Annotated in this window: 13 protein-coding genes and 2 pseudogenes; 7 read left to right on the top strand and 8 right to left on the bottom strand. The window is 56.9% G+C overall.

Annotated features, from left to right (window positions below; genetic code table 11):
- Position 1 precedes the first annotated feature (1 nt).
- From AC2FLG_RS16630 to AC2FLG_RS16610, 5 genes and pseudogenes are all read left to right on the top strand, one after another.
- A complete protein-coding gene (locus AC2FLG_RS16630; protein ID WP_496707134.1) occupies positions 2 to 898 on the top strand; it encodes an ABC transporter permease in 897 nt (298 codons plus the stop codon).
- Positions 891 to 1,700 carry an ABC transporter permease gene (locus AC2FLG_RS16625; protein WP_496707132.1) on the top strand — a complete coding sequence of 270 codons (810 nt, stop codon included), beginning with the start codon at positions 891 to 893 and terminating at the stop codon, positions 1,698 to 1,700. Before AC2FLG_RS16630 ends, AC2FLG_RS16625 begins: the two co-directional genes overlap by 8 nt.
- An 18-nt stretch (positions 1,701 to 1,718) precedes the next feature.
- Positions 1,719 to 2,744, top strand: a complete 1,026-nt coding sequence (locus AC2FLG_RS16620) for an ABC transporter substrate-binding protein (RefSeq protein WP_496707131.1) — start codon at positions 1,719 to 1,721, stop codon at positions 2,742 to 2,744.
- Positions 2,745 to 2,803: 59 nt separating this feature from the next.
- Positions 2,804 to 4,450, top strand: coding sequence for an amidohydrolase (locus tag AC2FLG_RS16615; protein WP_496707129.1), 1,647 nt, complete (start codon positions 2,804 to 2,806; stop codon positions 4,448 to 4,450).
- Positions 4,451 to 4,581: 131 nt separating this feature from the next.
- A pseudogene (locus AC2FLG_RS16610) lies at positions 4,582 to 4,722 on the top strand (IS5/IS1182 family transposase); the annotation flags it as partial.
- Between the two features lie 308 nt (positions 4,723 to 5,030).
- Here the strand turns inward: AC2FLG_RS16610 and AC2FLG_RS16605 are convergent.
- On the bottom strand, positions 5,031 to 5,981 hold the full coding sequence (locus AC2FLG_RS16605) for a helix-turn-helix transcriptional regulator (RefSeq protein WP_496707128.1): 951 nt from the start codon (positions 5,979 to 5,981) through the stop codon (positions 5,031 to 5,033).
- 78 nt (positions 5,982 to 6,059) lie between these two features.
- On the opposite strand from AC2FLG_RS16605, the gene AC2FLG_RS16600 reads away from it, so the two are divergent.
- A complete protein-coding gene (locus AC2FLG_RS16600; RefSeq protein WP_496707126.1) occupies positions 6,060 to 6,554 on the top strand; it encodes a DUF1579 domain-containing protein in 495 nt (164 codons plus the stop codon).
- Between the two features lie 445 nt (positions 6,555 to 6,999).
- On the opposite strand, the pseudogene AC2FLG_RS16595 reads toward AC2FLG_RS16600, so the two are convergent.
- Positions 7,000 to 7,577, bottom strand: a pseudogene (locus AC2FLG_RS16595) (tyrosine-type recombinase/integrase).
- Positions 7,578 to 8,106: 529 nt separating this feature from the next.
- Here AC2FLG_RS16595 and AC2FLG_RS16590 point away from each other — a divergent pair.
- Complete coding sequence (locus AC2FLG_RS16590; RefSeq protein ID WP_281973846.1) at positions 8,107 to 9,132, top strand: LacI family DNA-binding transcriptional regulator; 1,026 nt, start codon at positions 8,107 to 8,109, stop codon at positions 9,130 to 9,132.
- On the opposite strand, the gene AC2FLG_RS16585 is transcribed toward AC2FLG_RS16590, so the two are convergent.
- The 6 genes from AC2FLG_RS16585 to AC2FLG_RS16560 form a co-directional block, all read right to left on the bottom strand.
- Positions 9,133 to 10,128, bottom strand: a complete 996-nt coding sequence (locus AC2FLG_RS16585) for a nuclear transport factor 2 family protein (protein WP_496702573.1) — start codon at positions 10,126 to 10,128, stop codon at positions 9,133 to 9,135.
- The gene (locus tag AC2FLG_RS16580; RefSeq protein WP_496707124.1) at positions 10,121 to 11,272 is read right to left on the bottom strand and encodes a nuclear transport factor 2 family protein; all 1,152 of its coding nucleotides are present in this window, start codon (positions 11,270 to 11,272) and stop codon (positions 10,121 to 10,123) included. The genes AC2FLG_RS16585 and AC2FLG_RS16580 overlap by 8 nt, the downstream gene beginning before the upstream one ends.
- Entirely contained in the window at positions 11,269 to 12,270 is a 1,002-nt protein-coding gene (locus AC2FLG_RS16575; RefSeq protein ID WP_496707122.1) for a nuclear transport factor 2 family protein, read from the bottom strand. The genes AC2FLG_RS16580 and AC2FLG_RS16575 overlap by 4 nt, the downstream gene beginning before the upstream one ends.
- A gap of 139 nt (positions 12,271 to 12,409) precedes the next feature.
- Positions 12,410 to 13,291, bottom strand: coding sequence for a carbohydrate ABC transporter permease (locus AC2FLG_RS16570; protein WP_496697402.1), 882 nt, complete (start codon positions 13,289 to 13,291; stop codon positions 12,410 to 12,412).
- A complete protein-coding gene (locus AC2FLG_RS16565) occupies positions 13,291 to 14,319 on the bottom strand; it encodes a carbohydrate ABC transporter permease (protein ID WP_496707119.1) in 1,029 nt (342 codons plus the stop codon). Before AC2FLG_RS16565 ends, AC2FLG_RS16570 begins: the two co-directional genes overlap by 1 nt.
- Positions 14,320 to 14,379: 60 nt before the next feature.
- Positions 14,380 to 15,618 carry an ABC transporter substrate-binding protein gene (locus AC2FLG_RS16560; RefSeq protein WP_496702269.1) on the bottom strand — a complete coding sequence of 413 codons (1,239 nt, stop codon included), beginning with the start codon at positions 15,616 to 15,618 and terminating at the stop codon, positions 14,380 to 14,382.
- Positions 15,619 to 15,741 lie beyond the last annotated feature (123 nt).

Here is a 15,741-nt window from a genome sequence, read left to right as displayed (position 1 = left end):
CATGTCCTGGGACGCAAAGACCGAACGCAACCGCTGGCTGCTGCTAACACCGGCATTGACCATTCTGACACTAGCCGCTGCGGCCCCTCTGCTGATTGTGGTCGTTTACTCCTTTCTGACCGCCGGAGACTACGGCGGAGTGGTTTGGACGTTTTCAATGGAGGCCTGGTTCAACGTCATCGCCGAGCGCGACGTTTTCGATGAAACTCTGTCATTCTCCGATGCCCATCTGGCGATTTTCTGGCGCTCTGTGAAACTGTCGCTGATGACCACATTCGTGGCCTTTCTGGTCGGTTTTCCAACCGCCTACTTCATCGCGACACGCCCGGCTCACAAACGCGATTTTTGGATGCTGCTCATTATGATTCCGTTCTGGACCAATCTTTTGATCCGGACCTTCGCGGTGATGGAGATCATCCGCAACCAAGGCGTGTTGAACACGGTGCTGATGAAGCTTGGGCTGATCGAGACCCCGATCCAGATGATGTACACCGAATTCGCGGTCACGCTGGGCATGTTCTATGTTTTTCTGCCGCTGATGGTGCTGCCGATTTACGCGAGCATGGAACGGATGGATTTCTCCTTGGTCGAGGCTGCGTACGACCTTTACGCCTCACGCTGGAAAGTGCTCCGCCGGGTCATCCTGCCGCTGATCAAACCCGGAGCGGTGGCCGGTTCTATTCTGGTTTTTGTGCCATCGCTTGGGGCCTATGTGACGCCCCGCATCATGGGCGGCGGCAAGCAGCTGATGCTGGGTAACTTGATCGAGCTGCAGTTCGGACAAGGGCGCAACTGGCCTTTGGGTGCGGCGCTGTCGATCGCCCTCCTCGCCATCGTAATGGTGGCGCTGATCATCTATGTCCGCTCGTCCGAGAGCGGGGAGACTCACCATGGCTAAGCCCCGCTCCTTCGACATCCGCAAACAGACCGGCTTTACCTTTGTAGCGCTTAGCTGTTTTGTTCTTCTTTATCTGCCGATCATCCTGTTGGTAGTCTATTCTTTCAACGTCGGCACCAGTATCGCAATCTGGGAAGGCTTCTCGTGGCAGTGGTATCAGGCGGCCTGGGAAAACGATAAGGTGCAGGAGGCCACCGTGCTGTCGCTGACCATTGCCTCCAGCGCCTCCCTGGTAGCAACAAGCGTTGCGCTGATGGCAGCCTTGGCCACCTCCCGGACCGGCAAGTTCCGCGGCTCCGGCCTGGTCTTTGCAATGATCAACCAGCCCCTGATGATCCCGGAAATCGTGACCGCCGTGGCCCTGCTGCTGTTCTTTGCCATGATCAAGGTCGCCACCGACTATACCGGCCTGTGGTACCTGATCATCGCCCATTCCGCCTTTTGCATTCCTTTTGCCTACATGCCGATCCGTGCCCGGTTGCAGGGCATGGACCTCAACCTTGAGCAGGCTGCAGCCGATCTCTATGGCCGTCCTTGGCAGGTGTTCCGCAGGGTGACCCTGCCGCAATTGTGGCCGGGGGTGCTGGCGGGTGCGATGCTGTCTTTTGTGATCTCGCTGGATGATGTGGTGATCACCGAGTTTGTGAAATCCGCAGGCCAAGACACGCTGCCCACCTACATGCTGGGCCAGCTGCGCCGGGCTATCACGCCTGAAGTGAATGCGATCTCAACTGTCCTGCTGGCGATCTCCGTCGCGCTGGTGGTGGCGTTTTATCTGCTGTCGAAGAGTAAAGAAAAGTAACCCAAGGGAGGGAAACACATGAAAACTCTTATCACTGCACTGGGGGCCGCCGCAGCGCTGGCCGTGCCTGCCTGGGCCGAGGGTGAGCTGAACATCTACAATTGGGGCAATTACACCAACCCTGACCTGATCACCAAATTCGAAAATGAGACCGGCATCAAGGTCACGCTCACCGACTATGACAGTAACGACACGGCTCTGGCCAAGGTCAAGGCCGGCGGTCACGGGTTTGATATCGTAGTTCCTTCGGGCACGTATATTCCGATCTGGGCCAGCGAAGGCCTCTTGATGGAAACCAACCCCAATACGATGGAAAACTTCAAGCACGTTGACCCGCGCTGGGTGGATGTGGCTTTTGACCCGGGCCGCAAGTATTCCGTGCCGTGGCAATGGGGAACTGTCGGCCTTACCGTCAACAGTGCAATCTATGACGGAGATCCCAATACCGCAGCCATTTTCCTGGATCCCCCGGAAGAGCTGAAAGGCAAGATCAATGTCATCCCGGAAATGAACGACATCATGGGGCTGGCGATCGGCTACCACGGCGGCGAACAATGCACCGGTGACAAGGCCATTCTGAAGCAGGTCCGCGATACGCTTGTGGAGGCCAAGAAACACTGGCTGTCGATCGACTATGGCACGGTCGAGCAATTCGCCAAGGGCGATGTCTCCGCCGGTGTGTTTTGGAACGGCCCCGCCTACCGGGCACGGCTGCAAAACGCAGATATTGTCTATGGCTATCCGCAGGAAGGCTTCCCCATCTGGATGGACAATGCAGTTGTTCTGGCCGACGCCAAGAACCCCGAAAATGCAAAAATCTTCCAGAACTTCGTGATGGACCCGGAAAACGCTGCGCTGATCTCGACCTTTGCGCGCTATGCCAACGGCATCATGGGATCCGAGGAATTCATGCCGGAAGACATGGCCACGGCCCCTGAGGTGATCATACCCGAGCATTTGCAGGATGCGGGCTATATCTCTGAGACCTGCCCGCCCGGCGTGCAGCGAATTTATACAAAAATCTGGACTGACTTGCAAAAGTAACTCTGCCTGACGGCAGGCGGTATGCCCGGGGGCGGGCATGCCGAATATTGGAGACATTCATGCCCGATATCGTCATTTTGAATGGGCGGGTTATCACTTTTGATGGTCCGGATGCCGAAGCTCTGGCCATCGAAGATGGCAAAATTACCGCCGTTGGCACCACTGCTGAAATCCGTGACATCGCAGGAATGGCGCGGGTGATCGACGCACAGGGTGGCACAGTCCTGCCCGGCTTCATCGATAGCCATGTGCATATTTTCGGCGGTTCAGCCGAGCTTGAATTCCTGAACCTGCACGGCGTCATCGGAGTGCAAGCCCTGCGCGCAGCCGTGCAGCCCTATGCGGCGGGGCGTCCGGATGATCAGCTTCTGTTTGCTTGTTCGCTCGACTACGCCCTGATGGGGGACCGTCCGATCACCCGCCACGATCTGGACGCCGCGATCACGGACCGCCCCTTTGCTGCCTCTACCGCAGACCACCACACCGTCTATGCCAATACCAAGGCGCTGGAGCTTGCCGGACTACTGCATGGCAAAGACTGCGGCGTCGGTTCGGAGGTAGTCATGGGTCCGGACGGTCTGGCCACTGGCGAACTGCTGGAGCCTGCGGCCTATGAAAATATCCTGGCGCTGACTGCCCTTGGCGGCCGCGAAATGCTGGGGATGACCACCGGCGCTGATCCGGTTCCCCCGCCACCAGCGGCGATCCGGGCCTCGGATAAGGACGTTCTCGCCAAGGGGATGAAACACTGCGCCGAGCAAGGCATTACCGGTCTGCACAATATGGACGGCAATTTCTACCAGCTCGGGCTGCTGGCAGAACTGGAGACCGAAGAACGCCTGCTGTGCCGCACCGAAATCCCGCTGCATCTGAAACACACCGACCCGGTGGACCGCATCGCGGAAGCCGTGGAAATGCGCAACTTCTACAACGGCGATATGCTTTGGTCCAACCGGGTCAAGATGTTCGTGGACGGGGTGCTGGACAGCAAGACCGCCTATATGCTGGAGCCATATCCCGGCACTGACAGCCGCAGCGAGCCGCTGTTTTCGCCCGAGCATTTCAACGAGGTCTGCATCCGGGCCGATGCGCAGAACCTGCAGATTGCGGTGCATGCAATTGGCGATGCCGCTGTTCGCCTCACATTGGATGGCTATGAGGCCGCGCAAAAGGCAAACGGTGCGCGCGACAGCCGCCACCGGATCGAACATATCGAAACCATCCACCCCGATGACATTCCCCGCCTCAGCCAGCTGGGCGCGGTGGCCTCGCTGCAGCCGCTGCACTCACCGCTCGGCGGGTTCTTTCCCCCCTACGGTGGCGGCGACATCCTGCACATGCATCAATTCGAAACCGCCTTTGCCTGGAAAACCATCCGTGACAGCGGTGCCAAGGTGGTGCTGTCCACTGATTGGCCGGTTGTGCCGGTGGATCCGATGCTGTCGATCCAGGGTGCTGTTGCCGGCGTAGAACTGCCGGCCCATTGGCCGGAGCAGCGTCTGGGCCTGCGCGCCTCGCTCGCTTGTTACACCCGCGACAACGCCTGGGTGGAATTCAACGAGCACCGCAAGGGCCGCCTGAGCGCAGGCATGATGGCCGACATTGTAGTGATGGACAAGGACCTGGAGGCGCTGGAGCCCAGCCAGCTCAGCACCGCGCGTGCTGCCGTCACCATCTGCGGTGGCCGGATCACCCATCAGGCCTAAGACCGGCGCGACAGACCCGGGATAAGCCAGCGATATCATTCCCCCCAGCCGCCGGCTCGGCGAAGGTACTCCTCCTCCCGGTGCCTTCGCCCATTTACGCCCGCAGGATCCTTGCTTGCGCTGCTCTTGGCCACCTCAAACGCATTCTCGGGTTGGGGCGGCTCCGATTGCGAGGTCCATGCGGCGTTCAAGACGAGTTCACCCTCGCAGCCACCGCCCAAAACCTCCGAAAACTAGCCAAACTCAAGCCACTGGTGCCCGCCACCGGTTAAAACGGTGAACGAGCCTTCAACGCTCAAAAGAAATCAAAGCGATAGCACGCCATTGCGCCAGAAAAAGGACGACTTTTTCAACGAAATCAGCCCGTGGCGGTCATTACTATTTTTTGCTGCGTGCGCTCGCAGCGTGACAATTGCCGCCTGCGCGTAATTTTCTATGCCGCATCGCAGCCGAAGCAGCGGTCATTCATGCACAGCGCAGCAAATAAATCGGTGGCAAGGATCAAGTTGCGGACGAAGGGTGAATTCGCTGCAATCGCAAAAGGTGGCGGGTTATCTACACTAAACGGACCTCGGCGAAATCAAGATACATGTAGATCGATAACTTTGCGTGCCTCAGCGATTACGTCTTCCCGAAATGCGGCTGGCTCCTGGACTTCGGCCTCAGAACCCAGAGATAAGACATCACGAACGGCCTTCACGCCAACCTCCATTTGTACGTTGACAGAGAACCATCCTTTTCGGTTCGGGATCTCAATAGGCGACTGCGGCGCAAAGCCCCTTTCCGTCAAGATGCGCAAACCTGTTGAGCTGACCCGAAGCGCAATGGCTTGAGACTTCAGCCGACGCTCGAAATCTGCGCCCCAGCTGTGCCAAAAGGCGCTGACTTCAAAATTCTTCGGGCGTGAAAACGTTTCATCGAGAACCTTGATGCTCCGGATGTTTGCAATCTTATAGACACGTGGGGTTTCGACGAGCGCGATGAGATACCAGTTACCGGCTTTCAGCACAATCGCCAGGGGCGACACAACACGGTCCACGACACCGTTCCAGCTTTCGTATTCTATCGACAGTCGCCTTTCATTCCACACCGCCGAGGCAACTTCAGACACAAATGGAGCCGTGGTCTTCTTTTGATACCAACCCAGCGGATCCAACAAGAACCTTTCGGATACAACATTGGCCTGATCGCGCGTGGCCCCAGAGAGCGACGCCATGACTTTCAGCTCTGTCTGGCTCGCGGCCTCCAGCAAACCGATATCATCCAATGCGGTGCCAAGCCCCGCCAGCAGCAGGCTGCGCGCTTCATCTGCATCAAGGCCCGTCAATCGGGTCTGGTATCCATCCATCAACCGATAGCCGCCATTGCGTCCGCGTTCGGCGAAAACCGGGACACCTGCATAGCTTAGCTGGTCGATGTCCCGTTGAATCGTACGCAAGCTGACCTCAAATTCGTCGGCCAGCTGCTGCGCCGTCATCAGGCCGCGGGTTTGAAGACGCAATAAAATTGAAAGTAAGCGCGAAGATTTCATCTGCTCTCCGTAAAACATGACACAACTTGTCAGTTTATGTCGTTCATAAGCACGCATGTCACGGAGAAAGGACAATCCATGCAAACCGATCGCGGCCGCGAGGCTACAAACACCGTTCAGAATGCTTTTGACTTCATGTTCGGTTCTTGGACCGTGCAGCACAGACGCCTGAAAGAGCGGCTAACCGACTGCGATGATTGGGAGGTATTCGCAGGCCTTTCGCACACGCAGCCAATTCTTGCAGGCCATGGAAATGTTGAAGACAACTTTGTCGAGCTTCCCGGGCACCCCTATCGCGCCATTGCCTTGCGCAGCTTCGATCCAGATTCAGGGGACTGGGCAATTTGGTGGCTCGACGGTAGATCGCCCCACAGGCTTGATACGCCGGTAAAGGGTAGATTCACAGGAGATACCGGTGAATTTCGCGCGCATGATGTGTTGAACGGGCAGCCCCTCATCGTCAGATTTCTTTGGAAAAAGGGGGCGGTCCCACGTTGGGAACAAGCTTTCTCGACTGATGATGGAGCCACCTGGGAAACCAACTGGACGATGGACTTCACGCCGGTTGCCTGACGAAGGGCCGAGTTCTGCGGGAAAACCGACTTTGGAACCGAGAGCAGCATCGGGTATTTTGGGCTCGCTGCTGACCTCGGTGCCGTTGCAGCAAAGCCCCCTGCCCCGCCAATTGCTGATCACGAGGACGGCCCATACCAGACATTTATCGTGTCAGACTACGCCGCAGTGCAGCTTCACCGAACCGGCCATTCGCTGCGCCCACGAGATTGTAGCGTGACCCGACTTCGGGAGTGCGGGACAAACCGGACTTGTGCAGTCGCAGCTATTGCTGACGCAGAAATACCTCGCATCTGCGGCATGGCTATCGCTGTTTTGCAACTCATATCGCCGAAGTCGCCGTTTATCGCGTTATGAGATGGCGAACGGCAGAACCGCTCGCCAAGGTAGGTCATATGTCGATGCGCTCGGCTATGCTCAGAGCATCTTCCAATTCGACACCAAGTTAACGCATCGTGCTGTCGACTTTGGTGTGGCCAAGGAGCAGTTGCGCCGCGCGAAGGTTGCCCGTCTTACGATAGATCTCGGCCGCCTTTGTGCGGCGGAGCGAGTGTAAATCGTATCCACTCGGCTCCAGCCCGATCGCCTTCACCCAGTCGCGAATAAGCCGTGCGTACTGACGCGTCGAGATGTGTGGTCGGTCGTGAAACCGGCTTGGAAACATGAACAGGCAAGCAAGCATCTCTGGAATTCTGACCTAGGCCAGAACGGTTTTTCGCGTGTTTTCCGACAGTTCAAATTGAACGGGTCGCTTGGTTTTGCTCTGGATCACCGAAACACGTTCCCGGACGCGATGGTTTTTGATAAGATCAGGCACGGTTAGCTTGACCAGATCACAGCCTCGAAGCTTGCTGTCGATGGCGACGTTGAACAAAGTCAGGTCGCGCAGATTGCCTGCAAGCTCGAATCGAGCACGGATCGCCCAAACCTGTTTTGGCAGCAGTGGACGTTTCTGTCCGATGATGCGCCCTTTGTTCCAGGCTTTGCACATGGGGGTACTGCGGGAAGTTGGACTCTTGGCATGATTTGCCCTCCGATCCTCCCTCCACGCCCGTCATCAGCACCGTGCTGACTGGGCGATTGTGCAAGCAGGGCTGAACGCCCGTTTAGGGCAGCCACTCAAATGGGCATCTTCTGCGAGCGCTTTCGGCGGCTTGGAGGTCCAAGGGCGAACTGCGCCGATGGCCTCGAAACGTATAAGCCGACATTGTGGATGTTGAAGACGGGCCTTGGCCGCCATGGCGATGATAGGCAATGCAGCAGCGTGTGTCGCGGATACGGTCGCGGCAGAATGTCATGTCTGCAGGACACCCAATGGTTTGAGGATGTGCAGCGTCAAGACGAAACGAAACCTCTGCCGTTTAGAACGACTGAAATGAGCGGACGTCGAGACGGGGTGAAGGCTTCAAAACATACTGCCTATCCGTCAATTGACCTGGGTCATTCGGTAGAGATAGGATCGTGGAAAGTCTTCCGGCCCACGCAGAAAATATCCTCGGATTCTCCGTTGATTACGGGGCAAATGGAACAAAAAATTCGGGGCATCTGGAACATGGCCAGGAAGAACTCAGTAACTTCGGTCGACGTCGCCAAACGGGCGGGCGTGTCGCAATCCGCCGTGAGCCGCGCCTTCTCTCGTGTACCCACTCAGTCCGGCGTATCGGCGGAAGCGAAGAAGAGAATCTTCGATGCGGCCAAGGAGTTGGGCTATAGGCCAAACGCTCTTGCCCGGTCGATGATCACTGGGCGCTCGAAGATCATCGCCTTGCTGTTCAGCTATCTGGACAATCAATTCTATGCGCTGGCACTGGAAAAGCTCTGTATCGAATTGCAGAAGAACGGCTATCACGCGATGGTTTTCATGATGCCGGAAACCGCAGTCGGGGTCGAAGAGACGGTATCCGAATTGCTGGAATACAAGGTTGACGGGATTATCACCGCATCGGTCGAACTGTCTTCGTCGCTTTGCAAGCATTGCCAGGATCAAGGTATCTCAGTCGTTATGTTCAACCGGATAAAGGCTGAGGAAGGTGTGTCTTGCGTGTCGTCAGACAATGTCCTGGGCGGACGCTTGGCAGCGCGCTATCTCATTGAAACTGGACACCAAAAGATTGCGTTGCTGTCCGGTTGGGCGGAATCTTCGACCGGGCGCGACCGCCAATTGGGATTTGAGCAAGAGCTGTCGGATCAGGGACACAGCCTGTTTGATCATGCTGCCGGGCATTTTGATCTGGCTGAGACGCGCTCTGCTGCCCTCAAACTTTTGGACAGACCAGCGTCAAAGCGGCCAGATGCGATCTTCATCGCCAACGACTACATGGCGATCGAAGCACTCGGCGTAATTCGCAGCGAGTTGAAACTCACGGTGCCGCAAGACGTGTCGATTGTCGGCTTTGACGACATTCCAATGGCGGCATTGCCTGAGTATGATCTGACGACATTGCGCCAGCCGATCAACCGGATGATCGACCAATCCGTCTCGCTGATGCTAGCTGCGATAGCCGGAAACGACACAGCAGGTAACGTGAGCATCGTGCCAGAACTGGTCGAGCGCGGCACCGTGGCGAACAGAACCTGATCAGCTTTCGCGCCCAAGCTCTGCCAGAATGTCCACTCCTTGCATGGCCATGAAATGTGGGATGTCGATGAAGATCCAGTTCTCGGCCAGTTTTTCGCCATCGCGGCGGTAGAGATCCACGATCCGCATGTCGGCTTCGACTTCGCCAGGCGGTAGGCCAAGAAACCCACCCTTCGACCGTAGGGATAGGCTGGGATAGCCGAAGAACCCGCCGTAGTTGCCCTCGCCCAAACGCGCGACATGTTCGGTGTGGCGAACGTATTCCAGACCCTCCTCGAACGGTCCTGAGTGGCCGCGCCGATAACCATCGAAGAATGCGCTGGCGCCGATGCCGCCGGGGCCGAACCAGCACATATTGGGCGTCCAGAAACGGGTCATGTGCTCTTCGGGCGAGCCAACTTTGTTCGCGCGCAAATCGGTGACCATGTCAGAGATCAGACCGACACTCGCCCGGCCTTCGGTTTCCGAATGCGCATCGTACAAAAGGCCATCATGCGTCGCAGGTCCAGGCGTCAACAGGACCGATCCGGTTGTGCCCGCGCTTGGATGACGTCCCGATTGCGCCAAAAGGTTCAGGATATCGACGTAGCAGGCGGTTTCGACGATCTTTTCCTTCTCAATGCGGTGAAACTCGCAATAGCGCAGAAACGAAAGCTTGCGGGAGGGTGCGAGCCCGATCCAGGACTGATCCCATGTGCCCATCAGATGCCCCATTTCGACAACCCAGACCGAGGAAAACCCGTCAAGTTCGTTCCGTCCGGCAAAGAAAATGTCCGGCCGCCGTTGCAATGGCCCCATGGCCTGTTTCAACGGCCGCCAGAAGACGTCAGCAACGCGTTCCGGACTGATCTGCTCATGAAACGGGTACATGCCGCGCCACGCAAGATTGGCGGCGAAATGAGGTGTCATCGCCTCGGAAACACTTTCCGTGCCTGCCGCATCAATAGCCGCATTGGCGGAGCGGACAAGCACCTTGGCGTCCTGATAATCAGCCATCGCGGCGGGCCATGGCGATCTGGATCATCAGGTCCAACTCGTTGAAAAGCTGCCATTCCTGCTGAACCACGCCATTCTTGACGCGCTGTTGCGTGATGCCCCAGATCTGGCATTTCTGCCCCGTGGGGTCTCGGTAGAGAGTGCCACCGGTATGGGTGGCAGCGGCGCTCCAACGGGTCGAGATCAGATAACCGTCGTCATCGTTGCCCATCCAGTAGACCTCGTCGACATGGTGTTTCATGTCAGGGAAGGCTTCACGCAGTTCGGCGATGTAGGCGCGATAAGCGTCCCGCCCGAAATACTTGCGATCGGTTGTCCCTTCGAATGACACATCGGCGGCATAGCATTCATCCAGTGCCGCCCCATCGGCATTCCAAAGGCTGTCATGGATGGCTCTGGCAAAAGCATCGGGGTCGAACCCCTCAACAGGTTCGCCAACGCTCAACGGGCGCTCAGGACGCACACCGGACCGCAGATCGGCCCAAGTTTCGGCGCTACGCGGCCAGCCGGGGAAAGGATCGACGGCCAGCCTGTCCGCCTCTTCCCAAAGATCAAGGCCCAACTGCTTGAGCATGGCGGATGTGTTGTAAAGCACGTGCTCAAGAAAAATGTCGTTGCCAAGTGCCACACAGTTGGCAATGACCATGACGTCGACCTCAGCTCCGGTCGGGTCGCCGTATTTGCTCGGCCCGGTGTTCTTGCCCTTGATGCGCGTCAGGTGTGAAGTGTGAAATCCGATAGTGTCATCTCCAGCCCAGATCACCTCTTCCGCGTTAAGGATAATGTCGGGGATTGCGCCAGTCGTGTGGTGCGTGTCGCCGACGATCTTGGCGTTGCCGTGCTGCAGACCATAGTCGTCATAGACAAGGCAATCGTCGGAGTAACACGCTTCGATATATTCGACTTCACGGGCCTCGGTTTCCCAGATGCGATAGGTGATGCGGACGATATAGTCGACGATGTTGCGGTACTCGGGATCGAACCCGCCAAGCGATTGCGACGGCCCGAGATAGGGCGGGATGCGGTGCGCCCCGCCCTTGGTGTAGTTCTTGAGAGATATGTCGAACGACGTGGGCATGTGACCCCGCGACAAGGCGGTGGCTGGATGATGCGATTTCGAGCGATCGGGCATGAATTGAGTCATTCGGTCTCTCCAGTATTGGCCAAAAGATCAACGCCCTGTTCGGCAAGGAAATGCAGGATGTCGATGAATATCCAGTTCTCGGCGAGCTTGTCGCCGTCGCGGCGGTAAAGGTCCACGACGCGCATTTCGGCAGCCACTTCATTGGCAGGCGCGCCGAGGTAATCGCCGGTGTTGCGAAGGGTCAGGCAAGGCCACCACATGAAGGCGGCAATGTTGCCTTCGGCCAGTGCAAGTTCCCAATCGTGGATCTTCACCACGTCTTGCTTTGCTTCGAAAGGCAGGGTGTGTCCGCGTTGGTAGCCGGGAATGGAGAGGCTGGCTCCGATGCCGGCCGGGCCGAACCAGTTCATGTCCGCGTTCCAGAACCGGACCAGATGATCGCCTGGCGACGTATAGCTCAGCGCCAGATCGGTCAGCATGGCGTGGGTCAGATCATAGGTGTTCTGGGTCAGGTCCCCGGGCTGGGGGTCATGCAGAAGCCCGTCGTGGGTCATTGGTCCCGGCGACATCATCATGCCCCCGGTCTGGTGTTTCGCCAGTGGGTTCCGGCCTGCCTGGCTCAAGACGGCGAGAATATCCAGAAACTCTACCGTTTCGACAATGGCTCCGTCCTGGACCCGAGACATCGTCGCGTAGGGCAGATAGGTGGTTTTTCCGGTGGCGGACATGCCCAGCCAGTCGTCCGTGAAATCGCACAGGAAATTGCCCATTTCAACAACCCAGGTGCCGGCACCCGGGTCAAGATCGGCATGACTGGCGAAAAAGATATCGGGACGCCGCTGGATGGCGGACATGGCATTCTTCAGCGGTGTCCAGACGGTGTCGGCCAATGCTTCGGGCCCTTCGACATCGTAAAACGGGCGCATACCGCGGTAGGTGTGCTCAGGGGACAGGTACTCTGCGCAAGCAGCAGCGGTTTCGGCCCCGGGGGCGCCTTTGTCACGGGCGGTGAAGTACGCTTGAACAAGCGACTTGGCGGATTGCAGGTCTACTGACATGGATCTTCCTTGATCTAGAGGTGACGGTTGGGTTGCGGCGTTGCGTTAACGGCGCGACACACCCTAGGTTTGAAGACGATCTCCCAGATACCATGTGAAAATCAGCGGAGCGGAGGCGAGTGTCAGACGGTCCATCGCCTCACCCTTTCACCGCGCCGGCGGTCAACCCGCTAACGATCTGGCGTTGGAAGAACAAAACCAGGAAGAACAGAGGCACCATAGCGCTCACCACCGCCGAAACGGCAAACATCACGTTGCCCTGTTCGCGGATCTGCGTCAGGAAGCTTGCGATTTTGGGCACCATCGTCTGGTTTTCCGAACTCAGAAGCATCGAGGTAATTGCAAAGTCATTATAGGCCAGAAGGAAAGAAAATAGCCCGGTGGTAATGACGCCCGGCCACATGACCGGAATTATCACATGCCAGAACGCCTGGAACCGGGTGCAGCCATCGACCATAGCGCTTTCGTCCATATCTTTCGGGATGTTCAGGAAGAACGAGTGCAACATCCAAAGCGTAAACGGCTGATTAATTGCGACCAGTACGACGATTGTGGTCGAGAGTCGTCCCCACAGGTTCCATTCGAAGAATGGCAGTAGGTAGCCTGAGACCAGCGTGATATGCGGCATGGCCCGAAACACGAGTGCTGCGATCAAAAGCCAGAATGCGTAACGATATCCGGAACGCGCCAAGGCATATCCGCCCAAAGTTCCTAGGGTCAGTGAAATAATGACGGTGCAAACAACGACAACAGTCGTGTTCAATACATTTCGCCAGAATTCTTCTTGGATCCAGGCACCGTGATAGCCATTGCCAGTGAAGTTGCTGCCGGTTTCTGCAAGTGTGTAAACGCCGTAGATCGCGTTCCGCCAATCGGCCTTGGAAAAGAAATCGCCCTGTACCTTGAAAGATCCCCAGACCGTCCAGACAAACGGCCCGATCGCGATCATCAGCCAGAAGATGATCATCGAGGTCGCGAACCACGTCAGCAGACGCGGTGATTTGTTAGCCGCTGACGCCATCACACCGCCCTCCGGTTAAAGTCCTGCCAGGTCTTGATCAGCACTGGTGTCAGCAGGATGGCAACGCCGAGGATTGTTAGCATCGAAGTCGCTGCGGCCGAGCCGAAGAGTTTATCCTGCCCCGAAAGGTCGTTGTAGATGATCCAACTGAGCGATCTGGCCTTGGCTTCGGCCGAGAAGGACACGATGGGTTCAAGGACGCGGAAATTGTCCATCAGTTGCATCAAGGTGATGAAGACCAGAAGCGGCATCATGTAGGGAACGATGACATAGCGGACCTGTTGAAACCTGCTTGCCCCGTCGATCTTCGCAGCTTCGAGAGTATCCGTGGGAACCGTCTGTAACCCCGCGTAGAACACAACGAAGGCAAAGGGCGTCGAATGCCAGACGCCGTAGACCATCAGCATGATCCAGGTGAGCGGTGCCGAAGCTTTCAGGCTAAGATCAGGATCGTCAAAGATGATCTGCAGCGTAGCCCCGATGATGCCGTCTGCGTCTACCATCCAAAAAAGGATCAAGCCCCCGATCAGAGGCGTCACGATCATCGGCAAGAGCGAGGCAAAGATTGTCGGCCCCTTGGTGACTTTTGGAAGGCGGTTCACACCCAGAGCTATCAATAGACCAAAGACGATCACCAACGGTGTGACGACGAAGGTATAGGCAAGCGTGAAGAAAAGCGCCTTGTAGAACGGCAGGTTGTAAACCCCCGAGATGAATCCCCCGAAAGATTCAGATGCTGACCAGATCTCGCTCACTTCGTCAAAGGCCAGATGCCCACGGTTTGTGTAGGTTCCCAAGCCGTTATAACGCCCGAGAGGTGCGTCGACCTTCAACGCGTCGGTTGCTTCCAGATCGACCTGTAGAATCGTGGTACATGTGAAGGGCCCGCAATTCTCGACCTCACGCATGACCTGTTCATGTTCAACAAAGAACGACTGCATCGCTACCGACACGATCGGCAGGGCAATGAACAGGATCATTGCCAGGAATGATGGCCAGATAAATCGTGCAAAAGTTCCGTGCGGCATAGCGAAAACCCGACAAAGTTGTGCGCGGCGCAGAAAGAGCGCCGCGCACCATTTGAGTGTTTACTTGAGGAACCCTTGTTCCTTTGCAGCAGCGGTATAAGCCGCCTCGATGTCAGCTAGGGTTTGTTCAGCGCTTTCGTTGCCCTGCAGAAAGTCTGGCACCTCTTGGAAAAATGCCGAATGCAGAAGCCCCATGTAGGGCAGCATCGGATAAGGCTCGGCACCGGCACCTGCGACGGCCGCGACGCCCTCAGCAGCGACGCCTGGTTTGTAGCTTTCCATCAACCAAACGGCCTTGTCGTTATTAGCCATGACCATGTCATCAGAGATGCCATTGACCATCGCAATGAAAGTAGCTTCGGCATCTTCATCGCTGATATTCGCGGCGATGGTGAAACCGTCCCACCAGAGCGATGACGCTGGCGTCGAACCGCCCGCAACAGTCATCGCACCGGCAGGCATCGTCGCCGCAACGATTTCAGGTGTAGAACCCTCGTCGTCGAGCAGACCACCCACCGACGATCCCCAGATGACAGCCATTGCTAACTCACCCGATTCCCAAAGCGGCACGACTGCGCCAGTATTGTAGGTCAGGAAGTCAGGGTTGGAATATTCCATCAGCGATTTCAGCATGTTCAGCGTCGCGACGCCTGCTTCGTTGTTGATGGACACCTCAGCCGTGCCGGGCTTGAAAAATTCGCCGCCGTGACCGAGATACATGTTCACGACCTCTTCGCCGAGGTTCCAATCCGATTTGGTCAGCATTGCGAAAGGGTATTCCATGATGCCAGCCGCGCGGATGGCTTCGGCAACATCAAGCACCTCTTCGTAGGATGTCGGCACCCCTTTGCCGACCTGGTCAAGAATGTCCTGGCGCAGGATCAGATGCTGTGCATTGGCCATGAAGGCAATCGCCATGATCTTACCATCGACACGAATTAGCTGGTTTGGTTGCAAATTCTGACCGTGCTTGGCGACGAGATCATCCAGCGGGCGTATCAGCCCATCATTCAACAAAGGAACGATGGACGAGTTCGCTACGATTTTAGTCGTATACTCAGCCGGATTGGCCGTGAGCGCTGCAACCTGTATTTCATTGTGCTTGGTTGAGTGGTTTTTCGAGAATTCCGCACCCTCTCCGACGCACGCTTCGGCGTTATCGACAACCGCATGCAGCGCTGGAAAGTCGTTGGCAAGGATTCTGACGCTTCCGCTGGTAACCGGACAATCAGCGAACGCAGCCCCGACCGTCATTCCAAGCGCAGTTGAAGTAACTGCCAGACGAGTGATGATAGACATGTTTTTCTCCCTGGGTTCGACCTCGTTGGGTCAGCTTAGAAGCAGATACGAGCAGTTTGGTCGCTCGACATCGCATACGTATGCGATGTCGACTATACTCGATTCTCTTAAAATATCAAAACC

The organism is Ruegeria sp. CDSA193 (assembly GCF_059611885.1).
This window is presented reverse-complemented; position numbering and strand designations above follow the sequence as displayed.